The sequence below is a fragment of the Olsenella sp. SW781 genome (genome assembly GCF_012027725.1).
Classification (GTDB): domain Bacteria; phylum Actinomycetota; class Coriobacteriia; order Coriobacteriales; family Atopobiaceae; genus Thermophilibacter.
The window spans coordinates 47,346-65,625 of sequence record NZ_SJOU01000015.1 but is presented as its reverse complement, the minus strand read 5'-3'; the positions used below and the strand labels follow the sequence as shown (position 1 = coordinate 65,625).

General features: G+C 63.8%; 14 protein-coding genes. 7 read left to right on the top strand and 7 right to left on the bottom strand.

The window, feature by feature from the left end; translation table 11 throughout:
* From E0L17_RS09080 to E0L17_RS09060, 5 genes are all read left to right on the top strand, one after another.
* Positions 1 to 643 (top strand): AAA family ATPase (locus E0L17_RS09080; protein ID WP_167930919.1); only part of this gene is annotated, 643 nt, incomplete at its 5' end.
* Complete coding sequence (locus E0L17_RS09075; protein ID WP_167930918.1) at positions 640 to 960, top strand: hypothetical protein; 321 nt, start codon at positions 640 to 642, stop codon at positions 958 to 960. The genes E0L17_RS09080 and E0L17_RS09075, both read left to right, overlap by 4 nt.
* Positions 961 to 1,111: 151 nt before the next feature.
* Complete coding sequence (locus tag E0L17_RS09070; protein ID WP_167930917.1) at positions 1,112 to 2,185, top strand: DNA cytosine methyltransferase; 1,074 nt, start codon at positions 1,112 to 1,114, stop codon at positions 2,183 to 2,185.
* Complete coding sequence (locus E0L17_RS09065) at positions 2,169 to 3,131, top strand: DUF4928 family protein (protein WP_167930916.1); 963 nt, start codon at positions 2,169 to 2,171, stop codon at positions 3,129 to 3,131. Before E0L17_RS09070 ends, E0L17_RS09065 begins: the two co-directional genes overlap by 17 nt.
* Before the next feature lie 250 nt (positions 3,132 to 3,381).
* Entirely contained in the window at positions 3,382 to 3,645 is a 264-nt protein-coding gene (locus tag E0L17_RS09060) for a hypothetical protein (RefSeq protein WP_167930915.1), read from the top strand.
* Positions 3,646 to 3,697: 52 nt separating this feature from the next.
* Here E0L17_RS09060 and E0L17_RS09055 read toward each other — a convergent pair whose 3' ends face one another.
* Positions 3,698 to 5,128 (bottom strand): alanine/glycine:cation symporter family protein, encoded by a 1,431-nt coding sequence (locus E0L17_RS09055; RefSeq protein ID WP_206109090.1) that lies wholly within the window; start codon positions 5,126 to 5,128, stop codon positions 3,698 to 3,700.
* Positions 5,129 to 5,368: 240 nt separating this feature from the next.
* Here E0L17_RS09055 and E0L17_RS09050 point away from each other — a divergent pair, with 240 nt between their 5' ends.
* The gene (locus E0L17_RS09050; RefSeq protein WP_167930914.1) at positions 5,369 to 6,343 is read left to right on the top strand and encodes a Fic family protein; all 975 of its coding nucleotides are present in this window, start codon (positions 5,369 to 5,371) and stop codon (positions 6,341 to 6,343) included.
* 19 nt (positions 6,344 to 6,362) lie between these two features.
* Here E0L17_RS09050 and E0L17_RS09045 read toward each other — a convergent pair whose 3' ends face one another.
* Complete coding sequence (locus tag E0L17_RS09045; RefSeq protein ID WP_167930913.1) at positions 6,363 to 8,165, bottom strand: ferredoxin reductase domain-containing protein; 1,803 nt, start codon at positions 8,163 to 8,165, stop codon at positions 6,363 to 6,365.
* Positions 8,166 to 8,355: 190 nt separating this feature from the next.
* Here E0L17_RS09045 and E0L17_RS09040 point away from each other — a divergent pair, with 190 nt between their 5' ends.
* Positions 8,356 to 8,925: an SIMPL domain-containing protein gene (locus tag E0L17_RS09040; protein WP_167930912.1), complete on the top strand. Its 570-nt coding sequence runs from the start codon at positions 8,356 to 8,358 to the stop codon at positions 8,923 to 8,925.
* Between the two features lie 149 nt (positions 8,926 to 9,074).
* Here E0L17_RS09040 and xdh read toward each other — a convergent pair whose 3' ends face one another.
* The 5 genes from xdh to E0L17_RS09015 all read right to left on the bottom strand — a co-directional run bounded on the left by xdh (position 9,075) and on the right by E0L17_RS09015 (position 18,114).
* Positions 9,075 to 11,831 carry a selenium-dependent xanthine dehydrogenase gene (gene xdh / locus E0L17_RS09035; protein WP_167930911.1) on the bottom strand — a complete coding sequence of 919 codons (2,757 nt, stop codon included), beginning with the start codon at positions 11,829 to 11,831 and terminating at the stop codon, positions 9,075 to 9,077.
* A gap of 63 nt (positions 11,832 to 11,894) precedes the next feature.
* Positions 11,895 to 12,104 (bottom strand): 4Fe-4S binding protein, encoded by a 210-nt coding sequence (locus E0L17_RS09030; RefSeq protein WP_286163397.1) that lies wholly within the window; start codon positions 12,102 to 12,104, stop codon positions 11,895 to 11,897.
* A 120-nt stretch (positions 12,105 to 12,224) separates the two neighbouring features.
* Positions 12,225 to 15,221, bottom strand: a complete 2,997-nt coding sequence (gene ygfK, locus E0L17_RS09025; protein ID WP_167930909.1) for a putative selenate reductase subunit YgfK — start codon at positions 15,219 to 15,221, stop codon at positions 12,225 to 12,227.
* Between the two features lie 117 nt (positions 15,222 to 15,338).
* Entirely contained in the window at positions 15,339 to 16,691 is a 1,353-nt protein-coding gene (gene ssnA, locus E0L17_RS09020; RefSeq protein ID WP_167930908.1) for a putative aminohydrolase SsnA, read from the bottom strand.
* Positions 16,692 to 16,779: 88 nt separating this feature from the next.
* Positions 16,780 to 18,114, bottom strand: a complete 1,335-nt coding sequence (locus E0L17_RS09015; RefSeq protein WP_167930907.1) for a uracil-xanthine permease family protein — start codon at positions 18,112 to 18,114, stop codon at positions 16,780 to 16,782.
* Positions 18,115 to 18,280 lie beyond the last annotated feature (166 nt).

The window sequence follows — 18,280 nt, the reverse complement described above, 5'->3', positions numbered from 1 at the left end:
CGAAAAATCATATAGCGAACACGCTTCTGCGAGCTTTAAGGGCACCGTCGATGACTACGCAGGGGTGCTTGCAAGGGTATGCCTCGACTGCAACGAAACGGAAAAGATAAAACAGCTGTTCAACCAAACTAGATATCGCAGCGTTGGGGCGAGCGCTGATCGCTACATTGATCACTACACAGCTCTGCTTAAGTCCGACATTGAAGAGGCTAGGCAAATCGAGACAGATGTGGAGCTCGACGGTATTTCCATAGAGGAAATGTCGCCCGGAATGCAGGCTCATGCACTTCTGAAATTGTTCTTAAACGACAGGATTAGCAGAGACTACGATTGCGTAATCCTTGATCAGCCTGAGGACAACCTTGATGTGCGCACAATAAAAGAATTCCTGGTAGACCGAATCAAAGAGCTGAAAACAGATACACAGCTTTTCGTCGTAAGCCACTCTGCGCCAGTTATTGTCAATGGCGACGCTCGAACAGTGGTTGTGTGTAGTGCAGACGAGGGGGCAATGAACTATTCCGAGGGGTCGATCAACGGGGGAGACACCAAGCAAGAGATAGCCACGGTGCTTGACGGCGGCGAGCTGTATCTCAAGATGCGATTCAACAAATACAACTTCAAGGTGGGCGATAGCAGATGATACGAAGTAACAAAAATGGAGAGGTCATCGTGACCATCGGCGGCGCGCCATACAACCTTGCCGTTAACGACGAGTATGTCAAGTTCCTGCTCAAGATAACGTCACCAGACGAATCCGTCGTTTTCGACGAGGAAGCGTTCGCCATCGACCCTCAATCTTTACCAGAGCACGAGGAAAAACTCCGCCGATACAGCGAGTTTCTAAGGCGATTTTCCGTAATGCGTTCCGAGGCTATCTCTGAGGCGAAATCTCAGGGTTCGATGGATAAACGTGTTTCTGAAATTAGCGAATTTATAAAAGAATTGAAATCAGAATGATTCGAAGCTCTCATGTTGACACGCGGCAAGGCGACGTGTATGGAATCAGAAAATGCTGTAAATGCATTTTACGAGCATAATTAGCCAAAATAGGCGTCCAGTGCGATAATGGCCGCCGACCTCAATATCTACGAAAGGCTGGTGCCCCACCGTGACCCGAGACGCCGGAAACAAAGCCGCGCGCCCCTTCCACGAGTTCTTCGCGGGGTCGGGCCTCGTGAGCGTTGGCCTAGCCCCGGCGTTCAAAGCCTCGTGGGCGAACGACGTCAGCAAGCGCAAGGCGCGGGTATACCGTGCCAACCTCGATGGAGAGGCGCTGCACCTCGGAGACGTCTCCGAGGTCGATGGCGCGAGCCTGCCTGACGCTGTGTTGTCGTGGGCGTCGTTTCCCTGCCAGGACCTGTCGCTCGCAGGCAACATTGGCGGCATACACTCTGCGCGCTCGGGACTCGTGTGGCAGTGGCTGCGGATACTCGACGAGCTGGGCGAACGTGCCCCGAAGGTAATTTGCCTTGAGAACGTCATCGGTCTCGTGAGCTCGAAGGGCGGCAATGACTATCGACTGCTTCACGCCGCACTTGTCAATCGCGGCTATCGGGTCGGGGCCGTCGTCATCAATGCCGACCGGTTCGTACCGCAATCGCGGCCACGTGTGTTCGTGATGGGCACCAAGGGCAAGGTTCCCGAACATCTTATTTCGGACGGTCCGACGTGGGCACATTCGCCTGCGCTTGCACGACTCGGTGAGACGATAGAAGGGTTCACTTGGTGGAACCTGCCCGAGCCAGAAGCGAGGACAACGGAGATCGATGATGTGATTGAGCAGGTTGAATACGACAAGGACAATGTAACCGCCCTCGTACCGCAGCGACACGTCGAAAAGTTCCGACTTTCGGGTCGCAAGTTCGCCACGGGCTATCGAAGGACACGAAACGGCAAGCAGGTGCTCGAGCTGCGCTGCGACGGCATCGCAGGATGCCTTCGCACGCCGGCAGGCGGTTCATCGAGGCAGTACATCGTACAGCGCGAGGGCAAACGCCTGCATGCGCGCCTGCTTACGGCACGCGAAGCCGCGCGCCTCATGGGCGCGCCGGACGACTTCGAGCTTCCGGGAACGTATAACGACGCATATTTCGCGATGGGGGACGCGGTGGTTGCTCCTGTCGTTCATTTTCTCTCCGAGAATGCGTTGAGGGAGTTGGTGGATTATGCCTACGTCGCTTAAACCTGAGGTGAGAGACGCACTTGATAACTTCGTTTCGATTGATGATGCAGGTCGGAAGAACAAGATTTCGTCGAAGGGTTCGCTTGCGCTCGTCGTCGAATTGACCAGGGCTTTCAAGGGTCGCAATCTTCCGCTCAACTGGAAGGACTTCGTCACGCCCGGTGGCGGGCAGGTCTCGTGCGCAAGCGGACAGTTCATCAAGAAAATCCTTGCCGAACACGGCATCAATCAGTTGCTCTCGAAGGAGGGTGGACGCACGAGCAGGGGCTCGCTGCACATTATGAAGTCCTACGTGGCACTCATCAATAAGCTCGGTGACGTTGATCTTGACGCCGTCGAAGAGTATTGGGTCGAGCGCGTTCGCAAGTTCCTTGCGGGCAAGCCGTTCAAGCTCTCAAGCGACCGATCCCGCAGCGTCGCTAACTCGGTCGACGACCTTTTCGAGCAGGCGGCGAAGCGGCAGCGCGAAAACCCCGGGATGCAGTATGCCGGATCGGTCTTGCAGCATCTGGTCGCAGCGAAGCTCGAGCTCATCATGCCCGGTATCGAGATTCACGGTGCTGCAGAGGCCGACGACCAAACCGGCCGCGAGGGTGATTTCATCATCGAGGATACAGCGATTCACTGTACGACCGCGCCAGCACAGGCGCTTATCGACAAGTGCGCTGCAAACGTGGGCCACGGACTCACGCCTATCATTATTACGATTTCGTCGCGCACACAGACGGCGAAGAACCTGCTCGACGATGCAGGCATCGGCGACCGTGCTGAGGTCTGGGATTTGCAACAGTTTCTCTCGACGAACGTTTACGAACACGGGCTGTTCACATCGTCGAGCAGGAGATTGTTCCTTGGCAAGCTGGTTGTCGAGTACAATGGCATTGTTGATAAGTACGAGACTGACCCAAGTCTCAAAATCGAATATGACAGTGGAAAAAAGGAATGAGAACGAAGTCCCTGCTCAGATATGTTCTGGGCAGGGACTTTTCGTCTGTTAGTACGGCTCGCCGTTAACACTGCCAAAGCGCCGCCCAATGAACCACTGCCTGCGCTCTCAGTACAGCCACCGCCGCGCGCGGTGTACGAGCTCAACCTCCCATGCCATGATGACTTTCCCGTAATCCTCCTCCCCCGGCCGATGAGATTGCGCCGCATCGATACTATGGTCGTTCCCGTCCGGGATCTCGTCGACCCACGTGTCATCGCTAGATTCCAGCGAGCAGCTGAAAGACTGGCTGCTCGTCGTTCTTCTCGATGCCTTCGACCGCGACCTCATCACGCTCGACGACCGCTACCGCGTCGTGGCCTCCTCGCGCGTGCCGCACACGCCCACGAACGGCCAGTGGCTCTACGCCTTCGACGGGAGGAAGATCGCCCTGCCGGGCAGCGACGAGTCGACCTGGCCGAACCTCGACTTCATCCACTACCACAACGACTGTGTCTTCGAGCGGTGCACGTAAGCGCGTTCTTCTCAGAAGACGCAAGTAGCGACCCAGGACGGAATCGCCTATCTCACTTGTCCCTAAACACCAGCAACCCGCTGTAGTCCGTGTCGCGCGGACGGCGACGGTCGGGGTCGCGGAAGAAGTCAGCGGCGAGTCGGCGGATCACGGGTGAGAGCGCGATCAGCGCGATGAGGTTGGGGATTGCCATGAGGCCGTTGAAGCAGTCGGCGAACTCCCAGACCACGTCGAGGTTGGTCACGCAGCCCGCGAACACCATGGCAACGTAGGCAACCTGGTAGACGCGCACCGCCACGCGCTGGGCGCGGCTCTTGCGGAAGAGGTACTCAACGCACTTCTCGCCGTAGTAGTACCACGCGATGAGCGTGGCAAACGCGAAGAGCATGAGGCCAACGGTCACGATGTACTGGCCGCCGGGGATGCTCTGCCCAAAGGCCGCCGAGCTCATGGCACCTTCGGACATCATGGGGTCGGCGTGCCACAGCCCCGAGGTGATGATCACGAGACCCGTGATCGTGCACATGACGATCGTGTCGAAGAACACCTCGAACGTGCCCCACAGGCCCTGGCGGGCGGGGTGATCGGTGTCGGCGGAGGCGTGCGCGATGGGCGCCGAGCCCATGCCCGCCTCGTGGGTGAACACGCCGCGCGACATGCCCACGCGGCACGCGTACATGACCGTGGCACCCAGGAAACCGCCCGTGGCGGCCGTGCCCGTGAAGGCGTCACGGAAGATCTGGGCGATCGCGGAGGGGATCTGCCCGGCGTTAACCACGAGCACCGCCGCAGCGCCGAGCAGGTAGAAGATGGCCGCGAAAGGGACGAGCTTCTCGGTAATCTGAGCGATGCGGGTGATGCCGCCGATGAGGACGAGACCCGCGAGCAGCGCCACAACGGCGCCGATGACGGGCAGCGGCACGCCGAAGGTGGCGTTCACGCTGCCGGCGAGCGAGTTGGCCTGCACGCTCGCGCCGATGCCGAAGGACGCCAGGAAGCCGAAGGCGGCAAACAGCATGGCGAGCCAGGTCTTGCCCAGTCCGCGGGAGATGTAGTACATGGGGCCGCCCACGAGCTCGCCGCGCTCGTTGCGCGTGCGGTAGGCCACCGAGAGCGTGACCTCGCAGAACTTGATGACCATGCCGGCAAGCGCGGAGAGCCACAGCCAGAAGATCGACCCCGGGCCGCCCGTGGCCACCGCGAGCGCCACGCCCACGATATTGCCGGTGCCGAGCGTGGCCGCGAGCGCGGTGCACACCGCCTGGAAGGGCGAGATGGTGCCCTCCCCCGCCTCACGTGGGCCCCGGCGCTGGAAGAGCGTCTTGGTGGTGTAGCGCATGACCACGTTGAAGCGCGAAAACACGACACCGCGGGTGATGAAGAGCAAAAACACGCCGGTTCCGAGCATCAGCACGACCATGGGTACGCCCCACAGCACGTTGTCGTTCAGGGCGGTAATGGCGGACATGAAGAAGTCGAACATGAAGGGCCTCTCGACGGGGCACGGGCAGTTTCAGCTACATAAAGGGTAACTTTGCCCTACCTGTGTTTCCGTAGCGTGACGGGAGCGTTGATTGATGGGCAGCGCTTGAAGCGCCGCGTTCTTCTCGGCTGCAAGATTATTCTCCGCAGAATAATTCTCAGCAGAATAATCTTTGCTCACGCCTGCTGCATGCGTTTTACCGACATTGGCGGTAAAATTATGGCGGTAAAAGGAGGTCGCATGGGATACGAGCCGCCCTTTGAGAGAACGCCGGAGATTGACGACCTCTGCATGGAGATCGCAGAGCTTGTGGGCATGCTGCAGCCCACCTCGGGCCTCGGCGCAAGCCCGACCCTCCACCGCGAGCTGCGCATCCGCACCATCCGCTCGTCTCTCATGATCGAGGGAAACACGCTCTCCGAGGAAGCCGTGACCGCCATCATGGACGGCAAGCGCGTCCTCGGACCCGCAAGGGACATTCTCGAGGTAGAGAACGCAAAGCGGGCCTATGAGCTCATCGACTCCCTCGACCCGCTGGGCCTGAACGACCTCCTGCGCGCTCATCGCGTCATGATGGACGGGCTTATCGAGCATGCTGGCTGCTTCCGCTCCGGTGACGTCGGGGTCTTTGACGGGGAAACCCTCATCCATGCCGGCACGCCGGCGAACTACGTTCCACAGGTCATGTCTGACCTCTTCGAGTGGCTTTCCAAAACCGACCTGCACCCGCTCCTCGTCTCGTGCATCTTCCACTACGAGTTCGAGTTCATCCATCCTTTCGCCGATGGCAACGGACGCACGGGAAGGCTCTGGCACACGCTACTACTCTCCCGCTGGAGGCCCGCCCTCGCATGGCTTCCCGTCGAGAGCGTCATTCGCGAGCGGCAGCATGAGTACTACCGTGTGCTGGCGGAGTCCAACGCCGCAGGCTCCTCGGAGCGCTTCGTCACGTTCATGCTGCAGGTCATTCGCGACGCGCTGCTGCCCTTCTCGCTGTCGGAGAGCGAGGAGGAGAGTCGCACTCGACAAGCTCTCGCATACTTCTCGGCTCACCCCAAGGGGACGGTCGCGGAGCTCGCCCACCTTCTTGGCTGCTCCAAACGCTCCGCGGAGCGTCTTGTGGCAAGCCTTCGCAAGGAGGGCAAGCTCCAGCGCGAGGGTGCCGCGCGCGGTGGCACGTGGGTCGTCCGCACCCAGATTGAGGGAGCCGGCTGATCGATCCGAGCGCCAGGGCTTAGCTCAGCTTCTGCGTCCCCGCCGTGGTGAGGTGCGCCCCGCAGTGCCCGATGACGAGCTTCCTACCGTCCCTGTCGACGAAATAGTGGAGACGGAAGGCAAACTTGGGGTTCTTGTTCCTACCCTTGATATGAGGCGTGATGTCAATCTCAGCGCCCTTGTACCGCCGGCGTCTCTCGCTCATCTTCTTCGAGTCGGCCTTGGTCAGCTTCTTCTCGGTCAAGGCGAGCTCGTAGCCCGCTTTGGCCTTATACTCATTCGCCACGTCGCAGGACATGACGTCGTCATCAAAGTACAGAGGCCAGAGCACCGTGGCGACACTTCTGATTATCTGCCACTCCTCGTTGAGGTCTCCGTTGAACGACTGCGCGGACGACTTGGCGTCATCGAGTATCACAATCCGAGAGGGCCAGATGCTTTCGGCGAGGTCGAGCAGCTCCTCAAGGCTCGAGGGCATGCGGTCAAGCGCGTTGATTGCCTCGAGCGCGCCCCTCATCTCGCCAATCTCCGCCTCGAGGGAATCCGCTCGATCCTCGGCCGAGCTAAGCCGATACTTCAGGGTCGAGTTCTCGCTGTTGAGCTCGTTGTTCTCCGTCTTGAGCTTGGAGGTCGTCCCCCTGAGCGTCGCGTTCTCCTTCTCGTACTCCTGGAGGAACCACTGGCCCTCCCTCAGCTCCCGTTCCAGCGCCTCTACCCGCTCCTCATTGGCGCCCGCAGTCTCCTCAACCGGCTTTCCGATCAGGCTGTTCGCCCTCATCTCCTCAAGACGCCTCGACAGCTCCTCGGACGCCCGGCTGCTCCGCGCCCACTCGACGTCGCTCAGCTCGAGGATGTCGGACTCGCCCTTCGTGACGCTCCTTCCGAGGCCCCGGCTCAGAGTGTCGACGAACTCGTTTGGGCCACGCTTGCAGTAGTGATCGATGCGGTCCTTGAGGAAGAAGGTGTGGGTGCGCCAGCCATCGGGATCGGAGAGGTCAATGCCCGGGCGATAGATCCGGAGCATCGACGCGCCGCATCTGTACTGGAATGCTGGCGTGTCTCTGGGGAAGAGCTCGCGGAGGCGCCCCCTCAGACCGGCATCTCGCCAGTCGGCAACGTAGACATTGGCCATGCCGACGAGCTTCTTGGCAAGCTCCGTGGCGTCCCAGATGGGGGTCGCCCCGCTCTCGTCGGTGCACATGAGCACGAGGGGGAGCTCCCTCTGCTCGCTCAGGAGGTTGCTCGTGAACTCCTCGTCGATGTTGTCGCTGGTTAGGTAGGTCTCCTCACGATTAAGGACCGTCTCTCCGACACATGACTGATATGCGCCCAGCTCAACGATCTCCCTGACGAAGTTGGGGACGTTCGCAAACGGGACCAGTCCCGGGTTGCCAACGTAGTCCGGAAGCGTGTAGTAGGTAATTCTCACATTGACCAGACAGGAGCCCGAGTCGCTTCCAGAAAGCCCCACGCGGGTGTGCCAGTGCCTGAACCAGACCCTGGAGTCAGGCTCGTCGTACTCCATTGCCCAGAGGGCTCGGCCGTCCTGCTCGGACGTGAAGGCGTCAACCGCGAGCTTCGTCTGGCCACCGACGTTCAGTCCGCCGGAATAATTCGTCTCGAGCTTCCCGTCGAAGAACGCGTCGTGAGCGCCGGCAGCCGAAAGGGTGCCGGACAGGTCGCCCTCCTTGCGCCGGCGCTCCTTGTTCCGCAGCCAGTCCCAGAGAATCTGCTGGATCTTGGGCATGGCCGGGTTCTGGGTGTCATAGGGAAAGACCTCGAACCTTGCCCGATAGTGCAGCTGCTCGTTCTCAAGTCGCATATCTGCTCGATTCTTCAGAAAACGAAATCTCTACGTCCCCGATTATGTTTCAGTCACGCTCTGCGGCAAGCGAGTCATACCGTCAACTCGGCAACAGGCCTCAATATTCTGAGATACGGACGGACGGGGAATTATTGTCCGGTCCCTCGCATACGCTCATGGTACGGATATCCCGACGAAGGGAGAGGTCATGAGCAGCATCGAGAAGCCGGTCATATGCGTGAGCGCGTCTGTTGAGGAGCAGGTGGAACCTGACATTGCGGAGTTTGTCATCCGGTTCGAGTGGCACGGTCAGGATCAGGCCGAGTGTGCTGAGCGATACGCCACGGACGCAGCGCGAGCCAAGGAGGCGCTCGAGGCACTTGGCCTGGGCAACGAGCTCAAGCTGTCACACTATTCCTCGTACGCCAACCGACGACGTCATGGGCGAACGTCGGGAGGCTTCGAGTACAGCGCGCACGGGTCGCTGCGCATACGCCTGAGCGAGCATGACGTCGCCTCCGTCTGGACGGCACTCGCTAACAGCGGGGCTAGGGCGTCGATCAACGTGTACTTCTCGCTTGACGACGAGGACGCAGAGGAGGCAAAGCTGCTCGGACAGGCCGTTGCCAAGGCGAGAGGCAGTGCGGAGGCGCTCGCTGCCGCGTCCGAAAAGCGTCTCGGTGAGGTGAGGCAGATCCGCTACAACCGGCCGACCGACGGCTACACCTATCCGGGAGGATTCTGTATGGAACGCACAGCCGGTATCGACTCAAACTAGGTTCCAGACCTCAGTCCCGAGCCCATCGAAGTCAGGTGCTCCGTAGACGTGGACTGGTGGCTGGAGTAAGGACACACTGAGAAGAACGAGGGCCCGCCGGGCATGGCATACCGGCGGGCCCTCTGCAAGGGATGTGCGAGGAAGCGGAGCTACTTCTCGCGCGAGTAGTACGTGTGACGCAGCGGAAGCTCGGTCTGGAGCTCGCCGGTGAGGGCGCGGTAGGCGTTCTGGACCGCAGGCGCGGTGGGGATCGTGGCGATCTCGCCGATGCCCTTGGCGCCGTAGCCCACGTCGAGCAGCTCGTCCTTCTCGACGTAGATGGCGTTGATGTAGGGGATGTCAGGCGCGCGGAAGAGACCCAGCGTGCCAAACTTCACCTGCGGGACGCAGTCCTTGAGGTCAAAGCGCTCGGTCAGCGCGTAGCCCATGCCCATGAGCACGCCGCCCTCGATCTGGCCCTGGATGGCGATGGGGTTCACCACCTTGCCGGAGTCGTGCGCGGCGTGGACCTCGGTCACGCGGCCGTCGTCGTCCAGAATCACGACGTGCGTAGCGTAGCCGTAGGCCACGTGGCTCTTGGGGTTGGGCACGTCCGCGCCGAGCTTGTCGGTCTTCTCGAGGTACTCGTAGGAGAACTCGCGGCCCTCGAGGGCGGCCAGCGCCGCCACCGGGTCGGCCGCGTGGTAGCCGGCGCCCGGGCCCACGTAGGGCGTGCCGTCGGCGTACTCGACCACAAAGCCGTCGCCGTGGGCGACCACGGGCTCCGTGCCGGTCTCGGTGCCCTCCTCCACCGCGAGCATGGCGTCGCGCAGAAGGAACGCCGCGCCGCGCACGGCCTCGCCGGTGATGAGGGTCTGGCGCGACCCGGAGGTGGTGCCGGAGTCGGGCGCGTTCTCGGTGGAGCATTCGCCGTTCACGATGTTGGCGAGCGGCAGACCCGTGGCCTCGGCAACGTCCTGCAGGAAGACGGTGTTGCAGCCCTGGCCGATGTCGGAGGTGGCGGAGTAGACCACCGCGCGGCCGTCCTCCACGCGGATCTTGCAGCGGCCGGCGTCGGGCAGGCCCACGCCCACGCCCGCGTTCTTCATCGCGCACGCGAGGCCGGCGTGGCCGGGGTGAGCCTCGTAGACGTCCTTGACCGCGAGCAGGGTCTCCTTGAGGGCGGTGGAGCGGTCGGCGATCTGGCCGTTGGGCAGGACCTTGCCCGGCTCGATGGCGTTCCTGTAGCGGATCTCCCACGGGGAGATGCCCACCTCGTCGGCGAGAAGGTCGATCAGGCTCTCGAGCGCAAACTCGCTCTGGCAGACGCCGAAGCCGCGGAACGCGCCGGCGGGCGGGTTGTTGGTGTACCAGCCGTAGCCGCGGATGTCGGTGTTCTGGTAGCAGTACGGGCCCACGGAGTGCGTGCAGGCGCGCTCGAGGACCGGGCCGCAGAGGGACGCATAGGCGCCGGTGTCGAAGTTGATCTCGCAGTCCAGGCCCACGAAGGTGCCGTCCTCGTCGCAGCCGAGGGTGAAGGTACCCTCCATGTAGTGGCGCTTGGGGTGGAAGTTGATGGACTCCTGGCGCGTGAGGCGCACCTTGACGGGACGGTTCACCGCGAGCGCGGCGAGCGCGGCCAGGTGCTGCACGGAGACGTCCTCCTTGCCGCCAAAGCCGCCGCCCACGAGCATGGTCTCCACGACGACCTTCTCGGGCGTGGCGTCCCAGCCCAGCATGTGGGCGATCTCCTTGCGGGAGTCGTAGGCGCCCTGGTCGGACGAGCACACCTTGACGCCACCCTTGTACGGGAAGGCGACGGCGCACTCGGGCTCGAGGAAGGCGTGCTCGGTGAACGGCGTCTTGAAGGTGCGCGTCACCTTGTGCGCGGCGCCGGCGAGCGCGGCGGCAGCGTCGCCGCGGACCACGTGGCGCTGCTGGCAGATGTTGTTCTCGGGCGTGACCCAGTTGCCAAAGGCGAGGTAGGGCTTGTGGAGCACGGGCGCGCCCTCGGCGCGGGCCTCCTCGATGGATCGGACGGGCTCGAGGACCTCGTACTCCACCTTGACGGCCTTCTTGGCCTTCTCCAGCGTGGCCGCGTCCTCGGCCACGACCAGGGCGATCGCGTCGCCCACGCAGTGGGTGACGTCGCCCTCGGCCGTCATGACGTCCCAGTCGTAGAGCAGGTGGCCGACGGCGTTCACGGGCACGTCGGCGGCCGTGAGCACGGCGAGAACGCCCGGCATGGCGCGGGCCTTCTCGGCGTCGATCTTGACCACGCGGGCGCGCGGGTACTTGGAGCGCACGGCGCTGGCGTAGGTGAGGTCGGGGAAGTCGCGCTCGTCGATGTCGTCGGGGTACTTGCCAAAGCCGAGGACCTTGCGGCGCACGTCCACGCGGAAGGCGCGCTTGCCCACGCCGTAGTCGTCGCCGCGCTCGAGCTCGGGGTCGATGTTCTTCTCGCCCCGCAGGATGGCGGCGGCGAGGAGAATGCCCTCAATGATCTTCTTGTAGCCGGTGCAGCGGCAGACGTTGCCGCGGATGGCCACCTTGACCTGGTCCTCGGTGGGGTCGGGCACCTTGTGGATGAGGGCCGCGCCCGCCATGACCATGCCGGGGATGCAAAATCCGCACTGGACGGCTCCAACGGCGCCGAAGGCGTAGACGAAGGCCTCCTGCTCCTCGTGGGGCAGGCCCTCCACGGTCACGATGTTGCGACCTGCGGCCAGACGCGTGGTGAGGACGCACGCCTTGGTGGCGCGGTCGTCCACGAGCACGGTGCAGGTGCCGCACGCGCCCTCGGAGCAGCCGTCCTTGACGGAGGTGAGCTTGAGGTCGTCGCGCAGGTAGCGAAGGAGCGGCTTGTCGGTGGTGACGACCTGCTCCTCGCCGTTGACGGTAAAGCGGTACTCGGCGTTAGCTGCCATGTCCTTCTCCCCTACTCGAAAACTTGCCTAAAAGGGGCCTGGCCCCTTTTAGGCATGGCCCTTTTAGGCAAGGGCGTAGATGCCCAGCGTGTCGTGGATGACGCCCTTACGGCACTTGGTGGCGCACATGCCGCACGCGATGCAGAGCGCATAGTCGATGTGGGCCTGCTTGTCCTCCACGCGCATGGCGCCGGTGGGGCACGCGCGCTCGCAGAGGCGGCAGCCTATGCAGCCCTCGTCGGCGACCCAGATGCGCTTGAGCTCGTCGTCCATGTCTCTCCCCTCGTTGCGTGCAAAGGGGACAGTCACTTTTGCACGCATCCAGATTCCGAATCCGGCGAGTTCATGCGCGGCGTGCAAAAGTGACTGTCCCCTTTGCACGCCGCGGCTGGGTTACTTGGCCAGCAGGTAGGCGTAGTCGTCGCGGACTGCGGCAATGGTGAGGCGCACGTCCTCGGGCAGGCCGCAGGCGGCGTCGTTCACGTCGTAGGTGCCGTCGGAGCCGGCCAGGCGCACGCGGAACGCGCCGTCGGGCAGCGGCAGGAACCCGCGGTTCTCGCTCGCGTCCATGTCCTCAGCGCTCCAGAAGAGCGTGAGCTTGTCCTTGTATGGACGTCCGCTCCACGGGCAGAAGACGGCGCAGTTGCCGCACTCGTTGCACATGCCGTCCACGTGGACGACCTGCTCCTGCGCGAGGCCCGGCACCTTGATCGCCACGTTGGCGCGGTTGGGGCAGACGTCGCAGCAGACCTCGCAGACGGTGGCGCAGCCCAGGCAGCGGCTGGAGGTGCAGCCGGCGACGTCGAGGCAGATGTCGCCCTTGCGGCCCATGATTGCGTCGTACTTGTCGGCGCGGACGTTCTGGGCGGAGTAGGCGTTGAAGTCGACGCCGGCCAGGTCGCGGGCGACGGCCTGCGCGTCGGCGATGGCCTCCACAAAGGTGGCCGGCCCGCGGCGGCAGTCGCCGGCAGCCCAGACGTGGTCCACGCCGGTGGCGGTGCCGGCCGGACGGCCGCGGCGGTCAACCTCGACGCCCGCTCCCTCGTAGAGCCCGCGCTCGATCTGCTCGCCCACCGCGCAGATCACGGCCGTGGCCGGGACGTCCACGGTGTCGCCCGTGGGCTCGGGGCGGCGACGACCGGACTCGTCCGGCTCGCCGAGGCGCATGACCTCGCAGGCCAGCTGGCCGTTTGCCACGCCGATGGGGGCGAGAAGCTCGCAGAGCTCCACGCCCTCCTCCAGGGCGAGCTGCAGCTCCTCCTCGTCCGCCGGCATCTCCTTCTTGGTGCGGCGGTACACGATGCGCACGTTCTGCACGCCCTCGGCGCGCTTGGCCACGCGCGCGGCGTCCATGGCGGTGTTGCCGGCGCCCACGATCACGACGTCGGTACCCAGCGCACAAGGCTCGCCGGCCTTTGCGGCCTCGAGGAACTCCAGGACGTCGATCTCCTCGCCGGCCTTGAGGCCCACCTTGCCCGGCGCCCACGCGCCCGTGGCAACCACGACGTCCGTGAAGCCCTCGTCAAAGAGCTGCTGGACGCTCGTGACCTCGCGCTCCATCTGAACCTGCGCGCCAAAGGCGAGGCAGAGGGCCACGTCCTTGTCGATGTCGTCGTGGGAGATGCGGAACTCGGGGATGACGTGGCGCGCCACGCCGCCGAGCTTGTCCGTGCGCTCGATGATGGTGACCTTGGCGCCGGCACGCGTGAGGAAGAACGCGGTGGCCAGGCCGGCCGGGCCGCCGCCCACGACTGCCACGTTCTTATCGGCAGCAGAAGCAAGGCGAGAAGGACCAGCGGCACGGAGCTTCTTCACGACCTCGTCGAAGCCGCCGCGCGCCGCTGCAAGCTTGGACTCGCGGATGCGCGCGCCCTCGGGCTCGTAGAAGCTGCGCTCGCACTTGGCGCCGCAGGGGTGCGGGCAGAGGTTGCCGGTGATGTGCGGCAGCGCGTTGCGCTCCACGACGATCTGGAGCGCCTCGGCGAACTTGCCCTCGTCAACGCGGGAGAGGTAGGCCGGTATGTCCTGCTGGATGGGGCAGCCGGAGCGGCACGGCGCCGTGAAGCAGCTCATGAGCGGGAGCTCGGCGTCGATCTTGTGCGGCTTGGCCGGCTTGATGGGCTTCTGGTAGTCCTTGCCGGAGGCGGTTCGGGAGGCGAGCGCGGTCACGGCGTCGACGTCCACGACCTCGGCGCGCGGGGCGCCAGCGAGAAGACCGGCGATCTGGAAGAAGCGCTCGTAGCCGCCGGGCTTGAGGACGTTGGTGGCCATGGTGATCGGCCAGATGCCGGCCGCGTAGAGCTCGCAGATGTTGCGGGCGTCGGCGCCACCGGAGTAGGAGATGCGCAGCTTGCCGTCAAACTGGCGGGCGATGCGACGCGCCAGCTCGATCGTGAGCGGGAAGAGCGAGCGGCCGGACATGTACATCTCCTCGCTCGGCAGCTCGCCGCGGGTCACGTCCACCGGGAAGGTGTTCGTGAGCTTGACGCCAAACGCGAGGCCCTTCTCGGCGCAGAGCTCGATGAGGCGCTCGAACATGGGCACGGCGTCGGCCCACTGCAGGTCCTCGCGGAAGTGCGTGTCGTCAAAGACGATATAGTCGAAGCCGAGCTCGTTCAGGCGCTCGCGCGCGAAGTCGTAGCCCAGGAGCGTCGGGTTGCACTTGATGTAGGTGTTCACGCCCTTCTCGGTGATGAGGTAGGTGGCGATGCGCTCGATCTCGTCGGGCGGGCAGCCGTGGAGCGTGGATTCGGTGACGGAGTTGGAGACCTGCGGGGAGACGGCGTTGACGAAGTCGGCGTCGACGTTGTCAAAGCGGTCGAGGTTGGCGAGGGCCCAGTCGCGGCACTCGGCCCAGACCTCGGTCCCGGAGGCGTCCTTCATGCCCTCGATGTACTTGTCGACCTTCTCGGACTTGATGCCCTCGAGGCTGTAGCCCACGGACATGTTGAAGACAAAGCCGTCCGGGTCGCCCAGGCCGTACTCGCGGGCGATGAGCTTGCAGGCCCACCAGGCCTTGACGTACTCGGCAAAGGCGTCGGGCACCGTGAGCTCGGTGGACCACTCGCAGTTGTAGCACTCGTCCTCGGCCACGATGCAGGGCTTGTTCACGCAGGCGGAGAGCTCCTCGCCGTCCATGACCTGGACGGTCTTGAGCTCGAAGAAGCGCGAGCCCGCCACGTAGGAGGCGATGATGTTCTGCGCGAGCTGGGTGTTGGGGCCGGCGGCCGGGCCAAAGGGGGTCTCGATCTTCTCGGCAAAGATCGGCTCGGCGCCGCCCTCGTGGACGTAAGCCTTGCGCACGCCGAAGATGCTGGCCTGCGTGTCGTGCTCGGTCAGGACCCAGTCCATGACCTGCGCAAACGGGATCGGCCTCATGACGTCGCTCATTGTTGCTCCTCTCCGCGTGCAAAAGGGACAGTCACTTTTGCACGGTCATCACGATTGGTCGCGCCCCTCTGCGTGCAAAAGTGACTGTCCCTTTTGCACGCCGCGCGCCGACCGGTCCTAGTACGTGCGCTCGTTCAGGGTGCCCCAGAGCAACTTGCTCTGCTCGAGGGTCCAGGCGTTGATGCGCTCCTCGTCAAAGGCCACGAACTCGCGGTCCTTGTAGAGCACCTTGCCGTTGACGATGGTGGTGCGGCAGTTCTTGCCCATCATGCCGAAGAGCATGTGGCCGTCGATGTTCTCGTCCGAGAAGGGCGTGAAGACCGGGTAGTCCATCACGATCACGTCGGCCGCGGCGCCGGGCTTGAGGACACCAATCTCGCGCCCGAAGTACTCGCTCGCCATGGCGGGGTTGTTCTGGAAGAGCATCGTCATGGCCTCGACCCAGCCCACGTTGGGCATGGCCGCGTTGTGGCGCTGGATGATGAGGAAGACCTTGAGGCTCTCGAGCATGTCGTGGGTGTAGGCGTCGGTGCCCATGTGCACCGGGATACCGCGGCGGAAGAACTCGAGCACCGGCGCGCAGCCCACGGCGTTGCCCATGTTGGACTCGGGGTTGTTGACGATGTGGGTGCCGGTCTCCTTGATGATGTCCATCTCGGCGGGCGTGACGTGGATGCAGTGGCCGAGCATCGTGCGCGGGCCCAGGAGGTCATGCTGCAGCAGGCGCTCGATCGGCGAGATGCCGCCGCGCTTCTGGCGGCTGTCCCAGACGTCATTCATGCCCTCGCAGACGTGGATGTGGAAGCCGGTGAGGCCGGCGTTGGCCTCGGCCATCTTGTCCATCGTCTCGTCGGAGAGCGTGAAGGTGGCGTGTCCGCCGAACATCGCGGCGATCATCGAGTTGCCCTCGGTCTGGGCCTTGGCGGCCCACTGCGCGAACTCGGCGTTCTCGGCGATCGCCTGGTCGCGCTTCTCGTCGCCGCGGCGGTCGGAGGTCTCGTAGCAGAGGCACGCGCGGATGCCGGTCTCCTCGCAGACGTCCTTGATCGCAAAGAGGGAGCCGGGAATCTCGCAGAAGCTCGCGTGGTGGTCGAAGATCGTGGTCACGCCGTCGCGCAGGCTGTCCAGCACGGTGGCGTAGGCGCTCGCGCGAGTGCCGTCGAGCGTGAGGTTGTCGTCGATCTTCCACCACTGCTGCTCGAGGTTCTCGAGGAAGTTGGTGGGGTTGCAGCCCTTGATGGCAAGGCCGCGGGCCAGACCGGAGTAGATGTGGGTGTGGCAGTTCACCAGGCCCGGCATGATGACGCCGCCGTGGGCGTCCACGACCTCGGCCCCGGGGTACTTCTCGGCCAGCGTCGTGGCGTCGCCGACCTCGGCGATCTTCTCGCCATCGATGGCGACGGCGCCGTTCTCGAGGTAGGCGTTGTCAGCGTCGCGCGTGATGACGCGACCATTGGTGACGAGCAGCATTTCGTCTCCTATCTGTCTGGCGAGAAGACCGTTCTTCTCGCCCCTCTTTCCTGCGGGGCGTGCAAAAGTGCCTGTCCCTTTTGCACGCCTACTTCTCGGGCTTGGGGAGGATGAGGTTGAGGATGATGGCCATGATGGCGGCCGGGGTGATGGCGTTGGAGCCGATGACGGTGGTCACCCAGCTGGGCATGCCCTCGCCAGCGAGGCAGCCCGACGCCATCCAGATGCCGAGGCCAAAGACGACCGAGGTGCCCACGATCGTGGTGACGCGCGGGGTGAGTCCGTCCTTGGTAAACATGCGGACGCCGTTCATGGTGATGGTGCCGAAGACGCCCACCGTGGCGCCGCCGATGACCGGCTGCGGGATGGCCGTGAGCAGCGCGGAGAGCTGCGGCAGCAGGCCCGCCGCAGCGAAGACGGCCGCCACGATCACGAAGACCCACTTGTTGACGACCTTGTTGGAGCAGATGATGCCCACGTTCTGGCCAAGCGCGGAGGTGGGCAGGCCGCCGATGAAGGCGGAGACGAGCGAGGTCGCGCCCTGGGAGACGATGGCGCCGGAGAGCTCGCGCTCGGTGGGCATGCGGTCCATGGAGCCGAGGCAGGCGGCGGAGACGTCGCCGATGACCTGGATGGCGACCATCGGGTAGACCACGGCAAGCGTGATGCAGACCTCGGGATGGAACTCGAGCGCGTACGGCATGATCTTGGGGAACGCGAAGACGCCCGCGGAGCCCACGGCGGAGAAGTCGAGCATGCCAAAGGGCGCGGACACGATGATGCCGGCGATCATGCCGAAGAAGACGCTGCCCAGCTTGAGGGTGCCCTTGGCAAAGTTGTTGAGGCCAAAGACCACGGCAAACGTGACGAGCGCCACGCACCAGGCCTGCGGGGTGCCCCAGAGCGCAGTGCCCTCGCCGCCGGCCATGTACTTGATGGCCGTCGGGTAGAGCGAGACGCCGATGGTGAAGATCACCGTGCCAGTGACGACCGGCGGGAAGAACGCCTTGAGCTTGCCGTAGAAGATGCCGAAGAGGATGGCCGCGATGCCGCCCACGATCTCGCCGCCGAGCAGGGCGCCGAAGGAGAACGTGGCGCCCATGGCCTGCAGCGCCGGCAGGAACGCGAACGAGACGCCCATGACGATGGGCAGGTTGCCGCCGATGCGGCGGAACGGCGCGAAGGCCTGCAGCGCCGTGTCGATGGCGGAGAGGATCAGCGCGACCTGGATGATGTCGGTCTTCTGCTGGGCGGTGAAGTCGAACGTGGCGGCAATGAGGATCGCCGGGGTGATGATGCCGGCGAAGGAGGCCAGCACGTGCTGGAGGGCGCAGGGGATCATCTCGCCGACGGGCGGCATCCCCTCGCGCTGGAACAGGTAGTCGTGGGCGCTCTTGACCCCCGTCGCTTGCGTCTTAGCCATGATCGTCCTCTCCACGATGCTCCGACTATGTTTCGATAGTATTGCGAGAGGTGGCTAACAATTTGTCTGCTTCTATGAAAATCTGTTAGACGGTAGGTTGCGGGGCGTGAGCGGTCGGGACACGGCCCCGTCACAAGAATTTTTCCGTTATCTACGCCGTGATATA

What these genes read in the sequence shown, in the direction of transcription:
- E0L17_RS09075 (WP_167930918.1), top strand. Translation starts at nt 640, where the DNA reads ATGATACGAAGTAACAAAAATGGAGAGGTCATCGTGACCATCGGCGGC.
- E0L17_RS09065 (WP_167930916.1), top strand. Translation starts at nt 2,169, where the DNA reads ATGCCTACGTCGCTTAAACCTGAGGTGAGAGACGCACTTGATAACTTC.
- E0L17_RS09055 (WP_206109090.1), bottom strand. Translation starts at nt 5,128, where the DNA reads ATGTTCGACTTCTTCATGTCCGCCATTACCGCCCTGAACGACAACGTG.
- E0L17_RS09050 (WP_167930914.1), top strand. Translation starts at nt 5,369, where the DNA reads ATGGGATACGAGCCGCCCTTTGAGAGAACGCCGGAGATTGACGACCTC.
- E0L17_RS09045 (WP_167930913.1), bottom strand. Translation starts at nt 8,165, where the DNA reads ATGCGACTTGAGAACGAGCAGCTGCACTATCGGGCAAGGTTCGAGGTC.
- E0L17_RS09040 (WP_167930912.1), top strand. Translation starts at nt 8,356, where the DNA reads ATGAGCAGCATCGAGAAGCCGGTCATATGCGTGAGCGCGTCTGTTGAG.
- xdh (WP_167930911.1), bottom strand. Translation starts at nt 11,831, where the DNA reads ATGGCAGCTAACGCCGAGTACCGCTTTACCGTCAACGGCGAGGAGCAG.
- E0L17_RS09030 (WP_286163397.1), bottom strand. Translation starts at nt 12,104, where the DNA reads ATGGACGACGAGCTCAAGCGCATCTGGGTCGCCGACGAGGGCTGCATA.
- ygfK (WP_167930909.1), bottom strand. Translation starts at nt 15,221, where the DNA reads ATGAGCGACGTCATGAGGCCGATCCCGTTTGCGCAGGTCATGGACTGG.
- ssnA (WP_167930908.1), bottom strand. Translation starts at nt 16,691, where the DNA reads ATGCTGCTCGTCACCAATGGTCGCGTCATCACGCGCGACGCTGACAAC.
- E0L17_RS09015 (WP_167930907.1), bottom strand. Translation starts at nt 18,114, where the DNA reads ATGGCTAAGACGCAAGCGACGGGGGTCAAGAGCGCCCACGACTACCTG.